Source organism: Prevotella melaninogenica ATCC 25845, from assembly GCF_000144405.1.
GTDB lineage: Bacteria > Bacteroidota > Bacteroidia > Bacteroidales > Bacteroidaceae > Prevotella > Prevotella melaninogenica.
The window spans coordinates 547,689-563,504 of the sequence record NC_014370.1 but is presented as its reverse complement, the minus strand read 5'-3'; the positions used below and the strand labels follow the sequence as shown (position 1 = coordinate 563,504).

The 15,816-nt window shown below is 42.2% G+C and carries 12 protein-coding genes; 6 read left to right on the top strand and 6 right to left on the bottom strand.

All coding sequences use genetic code 11. The annotated features are described in order from the left end of the window. Positions 1–266 precede the first annotated feature (266 nt). Both HMPREF0659_RS02180 and HMPREF0659_RS02175 read left to right on the top strand, forming a co-directional pair. Positions 267–866, top strand: a complete 600-nt coding sequence (locus HMPREF0659_RS02180) for a thymidine kinase (RefSeq protein ID WP_013264857.1) — start codon at positions 267–269, stop codon at positions 864–866. 8 nt (positions 867–874) lie between these two features. Continuing rightward, complete coding sequence (locus HMPREF0659_RS02175; protein WP_013263952.1) at positions 875–1,999, top strand: AI-2E family transporter; 1,125 nt, start codon at positions 875–877, stop codon at positions 1,997–1,999. A 358-nt stretch (positions 2,000–2,357) separates the two neighbouring features. On the opposite strand, the gene HMPREF0659_RS02170 is transcribed toward HMPREF0659_RS02175, so the two are convergent. Together HMPREF0659_RS02170 and HMPREF0659_RS02165 are read right to left on the bottom strand one after the other, a co-directional pair. Beyond that, positions 2,358–3,320 carry a type I phosphomannose isomerase catalytic subunit gene (locus HMPREF0659_RS02170; RefSeq protein ID WP_013264009.1) on the bottom strand — a complete coding sequence of 321 codons (963 nt, stop codon included), beginning with the start codon at positions 3,318–3,320 and terminating at the stop codon, positions 2,358–2,360. A gap of 356 nt (positions 3,321–3,676) precedes the next feature. After that, a complete protein-coding gene (locus HMPREF0659_RS02165) occupies positions 3,677–4,939 on the bottom strand; it encodes a glycoside hydrolase 5 family protein (RefSeq protein WP_013264862.1) in 1,263 nt (420 codons plus the stop codon). Positions 4,940–5,988: 1,049 nt separating this feature from the next. Here HMPREF0659_RS02165 and HMPREF0659_RS02160 point away from each other — a divergent pair. The 4 genes from HMPREF0659_RS02160 to HMPREF0659_RS02145 all read left to right on the top strand — a co-directional run bounded on the left by HMPREF0659_RS02160 (position 5,989) and on the right by HMPREF0659_RS02145 (position 10,156). Next, a complete protein-coding gene (locus HMPREF0659_RS02160; protein ID WP_013264730.1) occupies positions 5,989–6,990 on the top strand; it encodes a methylenetetrahydrofolate reductase in 1,002 nt (333 codons plus the stop codon). An 18-nt stretch (positions 6,991–7,008) separates the two neighbouring features. Further along, complete coding sequence (locus HMPREF0659_RS02155; protein ID WP_013264928.1) at positions 7,009–8,148, top strand: DNA polymerase III subunit; 1,140 nt, start codon at positions 7,009–7,011, stop codon at positions 8,146–8,148. A 164-nt stretch (positions 8,149–8,312) separates the two neighbouring features. Further along, positions 8,313–9,665, top strand: a complete 1,353-nt coding sequence (locus HMPREF0659_RS02150; protein ID WP_013263993.1) for a PSP1 domain-containing protein — start codon at positions 8,313–8,315, stop codon at positions 9,663–9,665. Next, complete coding sequence (locus HMPREF0659_RS02145) at positions 9,662–10,156, top strand: gliding motility lipoprotein GldH (protein WP_013264748.1); 495 nt, start codon at positions 9,662–9,664, stop codon at positions 10,154–10,156. The genes HMPREF0659_RS02150 and HMPREF0659_RS02145 overlap by 4 nt, the downstream gene beginning before the upstream one ends. Positions 10,157–10,474: 318 nt before the next feature. Here the strand turns inward: HMPREF0659_RS02145 and rodA are convergent, their stop codons facing one another. The 4 genes from rodA to mreC all read right to left on the bottom strand — a co-directional run bounded on the left by rodA (position 10,475) and on the right by mreC (position 15,810). Continuing rightward, complete coding sequence (gene rodA / locus HMPREF0659_RS02140) at positions 10,475–11,950, bottom strand: rod shape-determining protein RodA (RefSeq protein ID WP_013264501.1); 1,476 nt, start codon at positions 11,948–11,950, stop codon at positions 10,475–10,477. Next, positions 11,940–14,306, bottom strand: coding sequence for a penicillin-binding protein 2 (mrdA, locus tag HMPREF0659_RS02135; RefSeq protein WP_013264552.1), 2,367 nt, complete (start codon positions 14,304–14,306; stop codon positions 11,940–11,942). Before mrdA ends, rodA begins: the two co-directional genes overlap by 11 nt. 3 nt (positions 14,307–14,309) lie before the next feature. After that, entirely contained in the window at positions 14,310–14,810 is a 501-nt protein-coding gene (gene mreD / locus HMPREF0659_RS02130) for a rod shape-determining protein MreD (RefSeq protein WP_013264371.1), read from the bottom strand. A 115-nt stretch (positions 14,811–14,925) separates the two neighbouring features. After that, positions 14,926–15,810: a rod shape-determining protein MreC gene (gene mreC / locus HMPREF0659_RS02125; protein WP_013264211.1), complete on the bottom strand. Its 885-nt coding sequence runs from the start codon at positions 15,808–15,810 to the stop codon at positions 14,926–14,928. Positions 15,811–15,816: the final 6 nt, after the last annotated feature.

Here is a 15,816-nt window from a genome sequence, read left to right as displayed (position 1 = left end):
AAAGTAAATGAACAGAAGGACAAAATAAATTAGCTTTTTTTACATAACAATCATGTCCGTTTGCAAGGAAAAAGACAAAGTAACAATGATGTTATAATTTTAAAGAATAAATACTACTATCTACGAAAAAATACAACTTCATTCTACAAATTAACTTTCAGTTCTCTTTTATTTTCCGCTAAGAAGACAAAGAACACACTTCCTCAATAACTTTTAACGCTTAACGTTTATCTATTCTTTTTAAATTATATATCTTTGCAATGATTATGACAAAGATAGACAACCATAACGGTGAAAGACGTCGTCAAGGACGCATTGAAGTGATTTGTGGAAGTATGTTCTCTGGTAAAACCGAAGAACTCATCCGTCGTATGAAACGTGCAAAGTTCGCAAAACAGAGGGTTGAGATTTTCAAACCTTCTATTGACACACGCTATTCAGACGAGGATGTAGTCAGTCATGACCAGAACAGCATCCATTCTACACCTATCGACTCTTCTGGCAACATTCTTCTTCTTGCCTCAGACATTGATGTCGTGGGTATTGACGAGGCACAATTCTTAGACGAGGGACTCACTGATATCTGCAATAAGTTGGCAAATAACGGTGTACGTGTCATCGTTGCAGGACTCGACATGGACTTTAAGGGTATTCCTTTCGGTCCTATCCCAGCTCTTTGTGCTATTGCAGACGAGGTAACAAAGGTACACGCAATCTGTGTGAAGTGTGGCGCGTTGGCATACGTTAGCCACCGTCTCATTGCTGACGACCGTCGTGTTATGCTCGGAGAGCAGCAGGAATATGAGCCTCTATGCCGTGACTGCTACAAGAAGGCAACACAGGATGAAGCAAACAAAAACGTTTAAAAAGACATATGAGACAAACAATTACTTTTGATAAGTTCATACGCTGGGCATTGATAGCACTTGCCGTTTTAGCAGTTGGATTTATCATCAATGCACTATCTGAGGTTCTTTTACCATTCTTTATAGCATGGCTAATAGCCTACCTCCTCTATCCTATCGTGAAGTTTGTACAATATAAACTCCACATTCCAGGCAGAGCTTTGAGCATAATCATCACCTTTATATTGGTTGCAGCACTCTTTACTGCCATCTTCATGTTCATCGTTCCACCAATGATCAATCAGGTTGATAAGTTTATGACGATTGTCAATCGCTATCTACATGAGACGACACATACCAATGACATAGCGACAATGATACAGAAATGGATTAGGGAGAATCAGACAGAAATAGAAAGATTCTTAAAAAGTTCAGACTTCACAAACACGATTAAGACCGCTATGCCGAAGTTATTCTCTGTAATAGGTCAGACGGCAAGTATCCTGATTTCTATCATTGCATCATGTATCACTCTACTCTATACCTTCTTTATCCTGCTTGATTATGAGGTGTTGACTAACAATTGGATTAAGATATTCCCAAAGAACGTACGTCCTTTCTGGGCTGGATTGGCAGAAGATGCTGAGCGAGAATTGAATAATTACATACGTGGACAGGGATTAGTTTCACTCTGTATGGGTATACTCTTCTGCATTGGCTTTACCATTATTGATTTCCCAATGGCTATCGGTATGGGAATCCTTATTGGTATTCTTAACCTCGTCCCTTATCTTCACACCTTTGCACTTATCCCAACAGCTTTCCTTGCATTGCTCAAAGCTGCTGATACAGGACAGAATTTCTGGATTATCTTTGCCTCTGCACTAATTGTTTTTGCGGTTGTACAGCTGCTAATGGATATGGTGATAACACCAAAGGTCATGGGTAAAGCAATGGGTCTCAACCCAGCTATTCTACTCCTCTCTCTCTCTGTTTGGGGTGCACTCTTGGGCTTTATCGGACTTATCATAGCCCTACCACTCACTACTCTTATCATTGCTTACTGGCAAAGATATGTCACCAAAGAGGGTGATGGGGTTCAGGTAGAAAACATACCGGCTATTGCTGAGGAAAAGAAAGAAGATAAAGAATAAAGAAAGATAGTATCTATAGAACTATAACGAGCCTCCTTTTCACATGGAAAGGGGGCTTCTTTTTAATGCTATCTACCACCCGCACCAATGGTGCTTACCATGAACACCATATGTGTTAAGCCTTAGCACCATGTGTGCGTGACCTTAATACACTGACCGAAGATAGGAAATGAGAGGCATTCAGGTCGTTATAATGGAGATCGTAAGACGCTAATATCTAACTAAAAGCAAATCTATAAAATAAAAATAGCTCTCCTCTTCACACGAAAAGGAGAGCTAATTTTATGCAATCTACACCACTATTAGCAGTTTATCAACACCATGAAAACTCAGCTGAAGTGGTCTTTAATATGCTTATTTATACGTAAGACTCCAAGAACTTAACTGTTCCTGAAACCTTCACAGTGGTTGCTGTAGCTGGAAGGAGTACACTCTCACCTGCACGGAAAGAAATAGTATTGCCTTCAGCATCAGTAATTTCACCCTCACCCTTGAGTCCAACGAAGATTACAAAAGAGTCCAAATCACTATAATCGAGTGTCATTGGCTCTGTAAGGTCATAGACAGAAGTGGTGAAGTAAGGACAGCTAACGAGTTCTACAGGCTCATTCTGACGTGCTTCATACTGTGTGCGATAGTCTGGATAGACGGTATAATCGATGCACTCAGCTGCTTCCTTGGTATGTAACTGGCGATAATTGCCCGCTGCATCCTGACGCTTGAAGTCATAGATACGGTAGGTTACGTCGCTTGTCTCCTGAATCTCTGCCAAGAAACAGCCTGCACCGATAGAGTGAATACGACCTGCTGGCAAGAAGAATACATCGCCTTCCTTTACTGGATATTCAGACAAAGCCTCAGTAATGGTATCATTTTCAACCATTTCCTTGTATTGTTCTGGTGTAATCTGCTGCTTCAAACCGCTGCGGAGAGAGGCATCAGCATCACTGTCCATCACATACCACATCTCTGTCTTACCACGACCCAAGCCCTGTGCTTGTGCCTGCTCGTCCGTTGGATGAACCTGAATAGAAAGCTGCTCGCGTGCATCAATGAACTTAACAAGCAGAGGGAACTCATTGCCAAAGCGTTCATAGTTCTCCTTACCCACCAGTTTATCCTTCAAAGTCTCAACAAGTTTGTTCAGTGTCCAGCCTTTATATTCGCCATTAGAGACAACACTCTCGTTGTCCTTAACACCTGAAATTTCCCAGCTTTCGCCCACCTGCTTCTGATCAGAAGTCAAATGCTTGAAAGGTACTATCTTTTCTCCACCCCAAAGGATAGACTTTAAAAGAGGATTAAACTTAAACATTTCCATTTTTTATTGCTATTTTGATGTATCAAACTTTATAATAACGAAACCAATCTATGGTCTCATTTGTACTGCAAAGTTACACTTTAATCAGTAGATTACCAAGAAAACTGATAGAAAGGCATTGTTTCATTCTCCTCTAAAAGACAGAGAGAAGATTGTCATATCGGATGATTACACAACTGACTTTCACCTTTATTCCTACTCTATTCCTACTAATAGATAACAAGAAACTATCCATCAGTTTCTATATCGCGGTTTATATCAACTATAAAGCTGTTGTTTGGCTTATGTAAAAAATAGGTTTAGACTTATTAAACCTTAACTTTACAAAGTTCAAACAACAGCTTTAGCCTATCATTTTACTTAATTTCAGACATTCGCTTTGTCTGTTTCTGGATTATCTTTTGTGTTGATTTGTCTGATGCAAACACACTGTAGAATCCTTGTGGCTCGTGTGCAGGATCGCAGGTGAAGTCGTCTCCTGCCTGCCAACGCTCATGACGAGGTTTTCCATAACCACCCCAACCCCAGAAGTTACAACCAACAAGAAGTCCACCGTTCGCTGCGTTCTCTGCAACAGCTTCCATAACATACTTGTAATAAGCGTCGCGAGCCTTTGTTGTACTCTTCAATGAGAATGAGAAACCATCACGAGGATAACCGAACTCTTCAAGAACAAGTGGCTTATTAAGACGCTTGCAGATGGCAAGATGGTTGTCGATATATTCTTGTGTCTGCTTAAAACTTGCCTTAAGGTCCTCTTTTAGATGTGTCTTTCTTGCCCATTGCCAGTTGTATGGCCAAATGTGAATATTGCAATAGTCCACATTCTTATCTGCACAGATACGCTCAAAGCAGCCATAATCACGCTCACAACCGAAGACACCTTCACTTCCAAGGCTTATCAGATGGTTCTGATCAAGACTGCGAACGAGTGCTGTTGCCTCTGAAAGCCACTTCTCAAACTCTGGCAAAGCTTCCTTTGAAAAGGCACGAGGCTCGTTACAAATCTGCCAAGACATGATGGTAGGGTCATCAACATACTTGATACCAGAGTATCGGTTGGTACGACTAAGGATGAAGCGAATATGCTCATAGAACATTAAATGTGCCTTCTGATTAGCCGCAAACTTGCTGGCAAACTTTGTATAAGCGCCATAGCCGTCTCTACGTGGAATCAAAGCAGGTCCCTCATCAGCCCACTCCAAATAAGCACCATAGCCCCCACTCCATTCCCAAGAGTTGGTAAGATAAAGTACAGCAACCATCTTTCGCTTGCTCATCTCAGTTAAAAGATAGTCTAATCCTGCAAGAATAGAATCGTTATATACACCCGGACGAGACTGTAAAACAGGCTCTATCTTATCCTCAACACCGGGCAAACCATCTGCACCAACCAAAATACGGAGGTTATCAATACCCAAACGCTGCATCTCATCGAGTTCGCGACGAAGACGCACACGGTCTCCTCCTGGTCCTTCAGAGCCAAGTATAGGTCCATACCAGAAGTTTGTTCCCACATAATAGTAGGGTTTTCCACCACGAACAAAGCGTCCGTTCTTTACTTTCACAAAGTCACCGGCCATCATATTCACAGCCATTGCCAAGGCAATAATTGCCATAAAAACTCTTTTCATATAATTAGTAGTAAGTCGAAATATTACCAACTTTACGAGCAATGTTTCCCTTTTAGGGAAGATGCATCTACTTATTAATACACCTAAAGCAAGTTTTTCCCTTACCCACATTGCTATTTTTAGAAGAATAAATCGTTCTTCCGTCCAAATGTTTGGACGCTTTTCGTATTGCTTTAACAAAAGAACAGAAGTTACTCATTAAGCAAAAACATGGCAAAGACAGTCAACTATCTACCCTATTATCATCTCCTTTTATTAAAAACCTTTTCATTTTAAGACTTCGAAAAACCGTAGGCAAGGGTTTGAAAAATTATTACATAATTTCAAGAAAAACATCTATAAATAACGACAAAAGCATATACAAGAAGTAGATTTGCAACCAACAGCAAATCAATTAGTTATAAAATAGTAAAGTAAAAGGTGCTTAATTGGACTTCAAAAGGGCGTTAGTAAGGGGCTTAAAGGGCGTCTTTTGCAAGCCAGTTGGGCGTCTTTTAGAAGCCAAAAAAGCATGTGTTGATTTTGAAGAGTATGAAAATAGTTTACAAACTTCAACTAATAAGAGAATACGTTGTTTGTAGAAGACAGATAGATATATGGGTCTTCAGGATTTTGAGTGATGAGTCTTACCACTTAAGGTTAGGTTTCTGATGAAATGTCACACGGAGGGACGGAGAGGACGGAGGATTATTAAAACAAAGCAATGGAAGTCACGGAGGCACCGTCGGTACATAGAGCGACGGAGCTTGTTTGCCAATTCTATTAACAATTTATATACAAAACGTTTATTCCAAAATATTTATCAAGAATCTGTAGGCTACATCTCCGTTGCTCTTTGTGCCGTCGGCACCTCCGTAATATTGCGTTTACCTCCATCCCCTCCGTGACTCCGTGTGCCTATTATATAAGACTTTTAGTTTATCACTCCATATTTCGGAAGAACCATAAATACGCTTTTACTTTTTACTCTTTAACCGTTTTACTTATCCAAACCTATCCTTTTTCTCACATTTATTTACTAACTTTGTAGCCAAATGGGCAACAACATAACAGATATAAAGCAATTACTGAATGATGAGACCGACGAGAAACATTTCTCGTTTGAGGTTCTTCCCCCTTTGAAGGGTAATGGAACAGCGTCTCTTTTCCGCAATATTGATCAGCTCAAGGAGTTTAATCCGAGCTTCATAAACATAACCACTCACCATAGTGAGTTCGTATATCACGAGCGCGAAGACGGACTATTGGAACGCCAGAGTATACGTCGTCGACCTGGAACGGTAGCCATTGCAGCTGCTATCCAGCAAAGGTATGGCATTCCTGTCATTCCTCATGTGATATGCTCGGGTGCAACGAAAGAAGATATTGAGTACGAATTACTCGATTTACAGTTTCTTGGTATAGAGAACTTGATGCTTCTGCGTGGCGATAAAGCGCGCGAAGACCGATTCTTTACACCGACAGAAGGCGGTCATAGTCATACGACAGAACTGATTGAACAAGTAAACAGTTTCAACGAAGGTATATTCACTGATGGGTCTACAATGAAGCACCCAGGTAAGCCTTTCGTGTATGGTGTGGCATGTTATCCAGAGAAACATGAGGAAGCACCTAACCTTGAACAGGACCTACGTTACCTCAAGATGAAGCAGGATCTTGGTGCAACATTTGCCGTTACACAGCTTTTCTACGACAATGAGAAGTTCTATAACTTCGTTGATCAGGCTCGTAAGATGGGCGTTACCATTCCCATCATACCAGGAATTAAGCCTTTTGCAAAGCTATCCCAGCTGAATGTCGTTCCAAAGACATTCCATTGTGACATCCCAGAAGAGCTTGCTGGATTAGCTTTACTGTGTAAGTCGGACGAGGAGGCACGCCTGTTAGGTATTGAGTGGGCTGTTAGACAGGTGAAAGACCTTTATGCACATGGTTTCAACAACGTACATTTCTATACCGTTTCGGCGGTGAGCAGTGTGCACGAGGTAATGAAACGGTTGGTAGAAACTGGTCTTCTGAAACAGAACAGCAAATAAAAAAGAATACAAGAGAAGATGAACTTTTCAGAAGTTATAGGACAAGAAGCAGTTAAGGAACGGCTTATTCAGATGGTTAAAGAAGACCGTCTGCCCCATGCCTTGCTTTTCTGCGGACCACAAGGGGCGGGTAAGATGGCACTTGCAATGGCTTTTGCCAGCTATTTGCTTGCTGGTGACGAAGCTGAGGAAGCTACGTCATCAACCGTATCAAATGCTCGTGCCATGCTTCGAAACTGGGAACATCCTGACCTTCACTTCTCTTATCCTACCATCAAACTACCGAGCATGAGTGGTGAACACCAACCTGTAAGTGCAGACTTTGCGAAGGAATGGCACGGACTCATCATGCAAGGGACTTACTTCACCATGAATCAATGGATGAATCAGATGGGGGCTACCACACAGCAGGCTATCATCACGGGTGCTGAGAGCGACGAACTGTCACGCGTTTTGGCGTTGAAATCAAGTCAGGGGGGCTATAAGGTGTCTATCATCTGGCTGCCAGAACGAATGAATCTCACCTCAGCCAATAAGCTATTGAAGCTATTAGAGGAGCCACCACAGGGCACTATCTTCCTCATGGTATGCGAAGAACCAGAGAAACTTCTCGAAACTATCATCAGCCGTACACAGCGTATTGATGTGAAACGCATCAACGATGAGGCGATTGAACAAGCACTCATCAACAAAAGGGGGATTGATACTGATGCGGCACACCGCATTGCTCGTATCGCAAATGGTAGTTGGCTGAAAGCATTGGAAGCAATGGATACGGGTAATGAAAACCGTGAATTCCACAACATGTTCCAAATGCTTATGCGCCTATGTTACCTTCGTAACGTCAAAGACCTCAAACGTTGGAGCGAGGTTGTAGCAGGATATGGACGTGAGAAAGAGCGTCGTATGCTTACTTACTTCCAACAGCAAGTGCGCGAGAACTTCATGTTTAACTTCCAAACGCCCGAACTCAACTACATGACTTTGGAGGAAGAGAACTTCGCTAAGAACTTCGCACGATTCATCAACGAGGCAAACGTCATTGAAATCAACGAACTCTTCCAGCGTGCTAATCGTGATATCGGACAGAATGCAAACGCTAAGATTGTCTTCTATGACATGGCATTGAAACTCATTGTGCTGTTGTTGAAGAAGTAGACGAGTGGACAGGTGAACAAGTAGACGAGTTAACAAGTTGACAAGTTATATGCTTGAAACCTGTACTATATAATTAATCATTGCTTATCACAGCCTACCAAACTCTACAAGCAAAGAGGAACTTGGAGGCTTACAACATATATATAAACAAAAAGAAACAATCAATGGATTACAAAGATATGAAATTCAAGGTCTGGCATGGTTGCGACCGAGGCTTATGCCACAAAGGTTGTGGCAGACAAAACCACCAGTTAAACACGTTTGACTGGTTAGCTGACGTGCCTGGAAACAACCAGACAACTGACCTTGTTGAGGTTCAATTCAAGAATACTCGTAAGGGTTACTATCACAATGTCAACAATCTTGACCTAAAGAAGGGTGACATCGTGGCTGTAGAAGCTAACCCTGGACACGATATCGGAGTCGTTACACTGACAGGACGACTCGTTAAACTGCAGATTAAGAAGTCGTCAAGTGTGAAGTCACCAGACGACATCAAACGTGTCTATCGACTTGCAAAAGAAGTTGATATGCAAAAGTATCACGAGGCAAAAGCACGTGAACACGCTACAATGATTGAGAGCCGACAGATTGCGAAGGGTTTAGGACTGAAGATGAAGATTGGCGACGTAGAGTATCAGGGCGATGGAAACAAAGCTATCTTCTACTACATTGCCGACGAACGTGTCGACTTCCGCCAGCTTATCAAGGACCTTGCTGCTGCCTTCCACGTACGAATCGAAATGAAACAGATTGGTGCACGACAGGAAGCAGGACGCATTGGCGGTACAGGTCCATGTGGTCGTGAGCTTTGCTGTGCTACTTGGATGAAGAATTTCTCCAGTGTTTCGACCACAGCTGCCCGTATTCAGGACATCTCACTCAACCCAACCAAACTGGCGGGTATGTGTGCTAAGCTAAAATGTTGCCTGAACTATGAGGTTGACGACTATATGGAGGCAGGCAGAAAGCTTCCAAGTAGGGAGGTTATCTTGGAGACAATGGATGGCGAATACCATCTCTTCAAGACGGATATCCTCAATGGTCAATGCACCTACTCTACCGATAAGAACCTTGCAGCAAACCTCGAGACCATCAGTGCGGAGCGTGCAAAGGAGATTATCGAACTCAACCGACGTGGTGAGAAGCCTCTTTCGCTCCTTGAAGATGGTAAGGCAAAACCAGCTAAGAAGCCTGTTGACCTCCTTGCTGGTGCTGACCTCAGTCGATTTGATAAGGCTAAGAAACGCAAAAAGAACAACCAACCACGCAACAACAACGGACAGCAAGGTGGTAGACCACAACGCGACGACCGTCGAAATCAGCGTGATGGACAGGACAACTACCGTCAGCCAAATGACAACAGACGTCCACAGAACGATAACCGTCGCCCTCAGAATGGTAATCGTCGTCCTTATAACGGTCCTCGTCCTGCACAACAACAGAGCGAAGCTACTCCACAGAACAATAGATATGAAGGCAGACAGCCTCAGCAAACAGAAAGAAAACAAGAATGAGACATAAGGTTTCCACCTTATTATATATCATAGCACTCATGGTAATTACCATGGGTGCTGCTTCATGCAGTGACCCACGCACCTATGACCAATATAGAAGTGTGTCACTACAGGGGTGGTCACGCAATGATACACTTTCTTTTGATATCCCTCGCCAATGGGAAGGTAACTACCAATTAGACCTCTGCCTACGTGCTGCACAGACTTATCCTTACCGCAACATAAGTATGATTATTGAACGGAAGGTAATCTACTACAGACAACGGAAGAAGCGAGAAAAGACATATAATGATACTATTAATTGTGAGATTATCAATGATAAGGGAATATTGGTAGGACAGAAAGGTATCTCAAATACTGAAATACGTCAGGCAATTACCGCATTCCGCCTCAATCGCAATGACTCTATGCACGTCACGATACGTCATATCATGAGCCGTGAGTCACTTCCTGGTATCAGCGATGTAGGTATCAGGCTCCTCAAGAAGTAAACATTAGAGACAAACTATAAAGGCTGCTTCATCCTCCATACATTAGAGTCATGAAGCAGCCTTTACTTATGCAGGAATAAGCCTAAGTAGCACCTGCCTGAGCTATAATATCATATTTAGCGAGTATTAGTATCATACTCTCTTTCATTTCATGGCAATTACTTCCCCTACAAGCCATATACTAAAATGGTGATAATGCTTAACACAAATGGTGTTGATGCTTAGCACGTGTGGTGCGGAGGCTTAACACCAATGGTGCGAAGCACAAAACATATTGCCAAATACTATGCAATCAATATCCAAGCGTAGTCCTATCGCCTACTGACGGATAAGATTACGTCCTGCATCTATGCGGAGGAAAATAAATAGGAGCAACGTAAAGCCCCAAAGAGAAGAACCTCCGTAACTAAAGAAAGGTAACGGAATACCAATAACTGGCGTCAAACCTAATACCATTCCTACGTTAATAAAAAGATGGAATAGGAATATTCCTGCAACACAATAGCCATAGACTCGCCCAAACTTAAAGGGTTGTCGATCGGCAAGGTACATTAATCGGAGTATTAGGAAGAGGAACAGCACAAGAACAGAGGCTGAACCGAGGAAACCCTCCTCCTCACCTACCGTACAGAAGATAAAGTCTGTATCCTGCTCTGGTACAAACTTCAATTTAGTTTGTGTACCATTCAAGAAACCTTTACCTTGTAAGCCACCAGAGCCAATGGCTATCTCACTCTGATGTACATTATATCCTGCTCCTGCTAAGTCCTCATCTAAGCCTAAAAGTACGTTGATACGCACACGCTGGTGTGGCTGCATGACATCGTTCAACACATAGTCTGCTGAATAGAAAAAAGCAATTGACCCTAAAGCAAACAATGCAATATAGAAATAGTTAGCAAAGCGAGTGTTCATTGCATTATAAACTAAATAACCAATGACACATGCTGATAAAACCAACTGTATCCAAACAACATCAAACGGAATAACAAACTCTGAGAAGAGCAAGGCAAGTCCTGTGACACCAAAGACATAAGTTAGCAATAGGCGCGTACGTCCTTTGTCACCCACATAGACCCACACCATGACCGAAGAGAATATCTGAACAAGTAGGAGTACAACAAACTTTCCTAAGGATGTAGGGGTATCCCATAACAAGATTTCCTCATACTTGATTCCGACAACAAAGTAAATGACCATTGCCAGCCCAGTGAATAGGAACACACCAGACATTCCTTCACGATAAAGCATGAGGAAGAAAGAAAAATAAACCAAGGCAGAACCTGTCTCACGCTGTCCGACAATACACAGCATTGGTAGGAAAATGATTCCGCACGCACCAGCAAAATGCTTCCAATTCTTGATAGTAAAGCCATAAGCCGACATAAACTTGGCTATTGCTAATGCCGTTGCAAATTTCGCGAACTCGGCAGGCTGCAATCGGAGTGGACCCATAACGAGCCACGAGCGAGAACCCTTAATACTATGAGGATTAAAGATTGTGGCGAAGAGCAGTAGTACTAACAAACCATAGATGACATAAGCAAAGGTGTCATAGAAACGGTCGTCCATCATTAGAAGCACAAAGCCTAAACAGATAGAAGTACCAATCCACACAATCTGCATACCCGAACGGGTTGAAAGTGAGAAAATCTCTGTATCGCCATAAGTATAACTTGCACCACAGACACTCACCCATCCAAAGGTGAGCAACGCAATATAGATACCTATCGTCCACCAATCTAATGAACGAAGTACACCTGGTTGTCTGTCTGCTGTATAATTACTTGGCACGATTTACTTTCTCCTTGCTTTTTTGTTTATCGTTGGATTGACCCTTTGATTTCTCTTTAGGCTGTTCCTTTGGTTTATCTTTTACTTGTTCCTTCGGTTTAGCCTTAGGTTGCTCCTTAGGCTTTTCTTTCGTCTGTTCCTTAGACTTCACCTTGGGTTGTTCCTTTGCTTTGTCTTTGGATTGCTCCTTAGGCTTTTCCTTCACCTTAGACTTTTCCTTATTATCCTTTCGACTGTCTTTATTCTTTTCTTTTTCTTTTTCCTTCTTATCGCCTTCCTTATCCTTCTCTTTCTTCTCCGTCTTAACCGTTGTTTCAGGCTCTACACGGATAGCAGGTTCGTTCTGTGGTTGCTTCTTCTTCTCCTTTTCCTCAGCTTCTTTTCTTGCCTTTGCTTCCTTCAGCTTTTCTGCATCAGCTAAATCCTGCTTCTCTTTTACCTTCTTCAGCGAGTCTCTAATAGTATTTACACGCTTAATAGAGTCGAGACGAAGAGAGTCAGCACGTGACAAAGGACGCTTAAAGGAGTAAGCGATATGACGTTTCTGAACCGCTGCAGCACGAGCTTCATCACCAGGAGTAAGCTTTCCATTAATATACTGCTCTATCATTAGCGAACCAATTGGCACACCGTAGTCTGCACCAAATCCACCATTCTCAACATAAACAGCAATAGCTATCTTTGGAGTATCAACAGGTGCAAAGCCCATAAACACAGAGTGGTCCTTACCACGGTTCTGAGCCGTACCCGTCTTACCTGCCAATGAGTAACCAGGATGAACCGCATGCGCACAAGTTCCACCACGTACTGATGAAACCATACCCGCTATTACTTCTTGGTAAGCTCTTAGACTTCCCTTTGTATGGTGCTTCTCCACATACTTCTTATCGAGTTTTTTCCCTTGAATACTACGTACAACATGTGGCGCAATGTAATAACCACGATTCGCAATCGTAGCACCGAGGTTAGCAATCTGCAGTGGAGTAAGGTTGACCTCACCCTGACCGATAGAAATAGAGATAACCGAAAGCGGATTCCATTTCTTAAAAGCATTATCATAGAACTTCGCATTTGGAATCATACCGCGCTTCTCACCAGGAAGATCAATACCTAATTTATAACCGAAACCCATTGATACCATGTAGTCGCGCCACACGTTCATAGCATCCTCCAATGTCTTATATTTCCTACGATTGGAGAGCATATGATAGAGTCCCCAACAGTAATAACTATTACAAGAGGTGCTGATTGAAGGTACTAATGAGATAGGAGATGCATGTGCGTGACAACCAACATGAAGTCCTTTAAAGTTGAATCCATGATGACAAGGATAACGAGTTGAGTCTGTCACAATCCCTTCTGTGAAATAAGTAACAGCCTGTCCGGTCTTAAACGTTGAACCTGGAGGGTATTGACCCATTATAGCACGATTAAGTAGAGGCTTGGCTGGGTCGAGCGTCATATCTCGCTGGTACTTACCACGCAGTTTACCTATCATCGAACGAGGGTCGAAAGTAGGTGCAGAAACCATTGCTAAGATTTGTCCAGTCTTTGGTTCGATTGCCACAACAGCACCTAATTTACCTTCCATTAGACGTTCACCAAGTGCCTGAAGTTCTGCATCAAGACCAAGTTGGATATCACGTCCAGGATGTGGACGCTGGTCATACTTACCATTCTGATAGCGACCCTGTATCTGTCCGTGGGCATCACGCAGAAGTATCTGTACTCCCTTTACTCCACGTAAGTCTTTCTCATACTCACGCTCGACACCCATCTTACCGATATAATCTCCTGGCTGATAGTACTCATCTTCCTCAATATCACCCTGACTCACCTCTGCTACATCTCCAAGGACATGTGCAGCAATAGCTCGTTGATACTGGCGAACACTACGTTTCTGAATATAAAAGCCTGGAAAACGATAAAGTTTCTCTTGGAAGGCACTAAAGTCTTTATCACTCAATTGGCTCAAGAATAGTTGTTGCGTAAAGCGAGAGTAACCCGGATTCTTACTTCTATCCTTGATGTTAGCCATTCGGTTGATAAAATCAGCCTTTGTTATGTTTAGTGCCTTACAAAACTCCAATGTATCAAGATGACCTTTCATCTCGTTGGTTACCACCATAATGTCATAAGCTGGCTGATTAAAAACCAGCAACTTACCATTCCTATCAGTGATAGAACCACGTGAAGGGAACTCAATCTTCTTTAAGAAAGCATTAGAGTCGGCACTCTTCCGATAGTCGTCACTGGCTATCTGAAGAGCAAAAAGACGTATAATATATATCACCACGATACCTATTGCAACAGCGCTAAGCACGAGGCGACGCTTTTCTAAATCGTAATTCTTCATTTCTTATCGCCTCCTTACGTTCTCAACAACAAGAATAAGAATAAGCGTGAGCAATGAACTACCGCCAATACAAAGTAACCATTCTAACACATTAAAGAAACTAAACATCTCTAATGAGAAGAAAACAACGCTGTATGTCAAGGTTAGAATAGCCGCATACCACGTATATTGCGGTATACTAAGCGTGTCCATACCTGCTTGGAAGTTGTCACTACTGTCACGAGGTATGAATAGCTGCAGTACATAAGGCTGTAAAGCAGCTATTAAAGTCAATGAAGCAGAAGCTACACCGGGCGTATTTGAGAAAGTGTCAATAGTAAGACCCATTAGAAACGCCCATATCAACATAGCCCACTGAGGATAATTACGAGGGAACAAAAGGATAAAATAGATATAAAGCAATGGTGTGGCAACAGCAAACAGATGAATGTGATTGAGTACAAACACCTGTGCCACTGTCAAGACAGCAAACCAAAGCAAACGTTTTAGGAAATCTATATTCATTCTTTTTATTCGTAATTCAAAGGGGGAAAGTGGCTGACACCAATGTTAGAATGACTCTACAAAGTGCGGTTATCCTACCTCCCATCTATCTAAATAATATCTGCAAGCAGTCTACTTACTGTACACTATTCTCCATCTGACTCTCAATAGGCTTGATAGAGTCTTGTGCTGCCTTTATAACTTGACGTTGATCTCTTATAGAAGCATCGTCAATCACACAGACATCACGAAGGTTTCCGAAGTCTGTTGATAGCTGGATTTGTAGTCGATAAGAGAGTCCATCTTCTGAATTATAGACATGTTTTATCTTACCAACTAACACACCAGCTGGGAAAACAGAAGAATATCCACTCGTTACAACACGGTCGCCTAACTTAAACTTTGCATGACGAGGGACATCATCTAAATAAGCAACATCAGATGCGCCTCCATTCCAATGAAGATAACCGAAGTAGTCACGTCCTTGAATAGAACAACTGATGTTTGACTTTGAGTTCAGCACAGGAATTACAACTGCATAATGAATACCTGCCATATAGACAATACCCACAACACCATTACCACAAGCAACACCCATATCCTTATGTACACCATCCCATGTTCCTTTGTTGATGGTGATAAAGTTATTAGGTTTATCCAGCGAATTGGCAACAACCTTTGCCTGTATCAATCGGAACTTTGAAAGGAAACGATACTGACCTTTATGAAGAAAGGTAGAATCCTTTGTCTTATCATAAAGTTGAGCAGACAACTCCTTCACTTGACGTTCCAGTTCAAGGTTGCGTTTGGTCAAAGCCTCATTCATCTCACCCATTGTTAGATAAGACGTAACCTTTGAACTTCCTTCATAAGCTAAACCAGCCACATAGTTTGCTGACGTGAACCACACACTGCCCTGATAGTCATTGAATCGGAACAGAAGAACCATACTCAAGACTTCCAGGGCAACGAACAAGAACCAATGCTTGTACTTAGCAAGGAACTCAGTCAGATTGTGCATGAACGT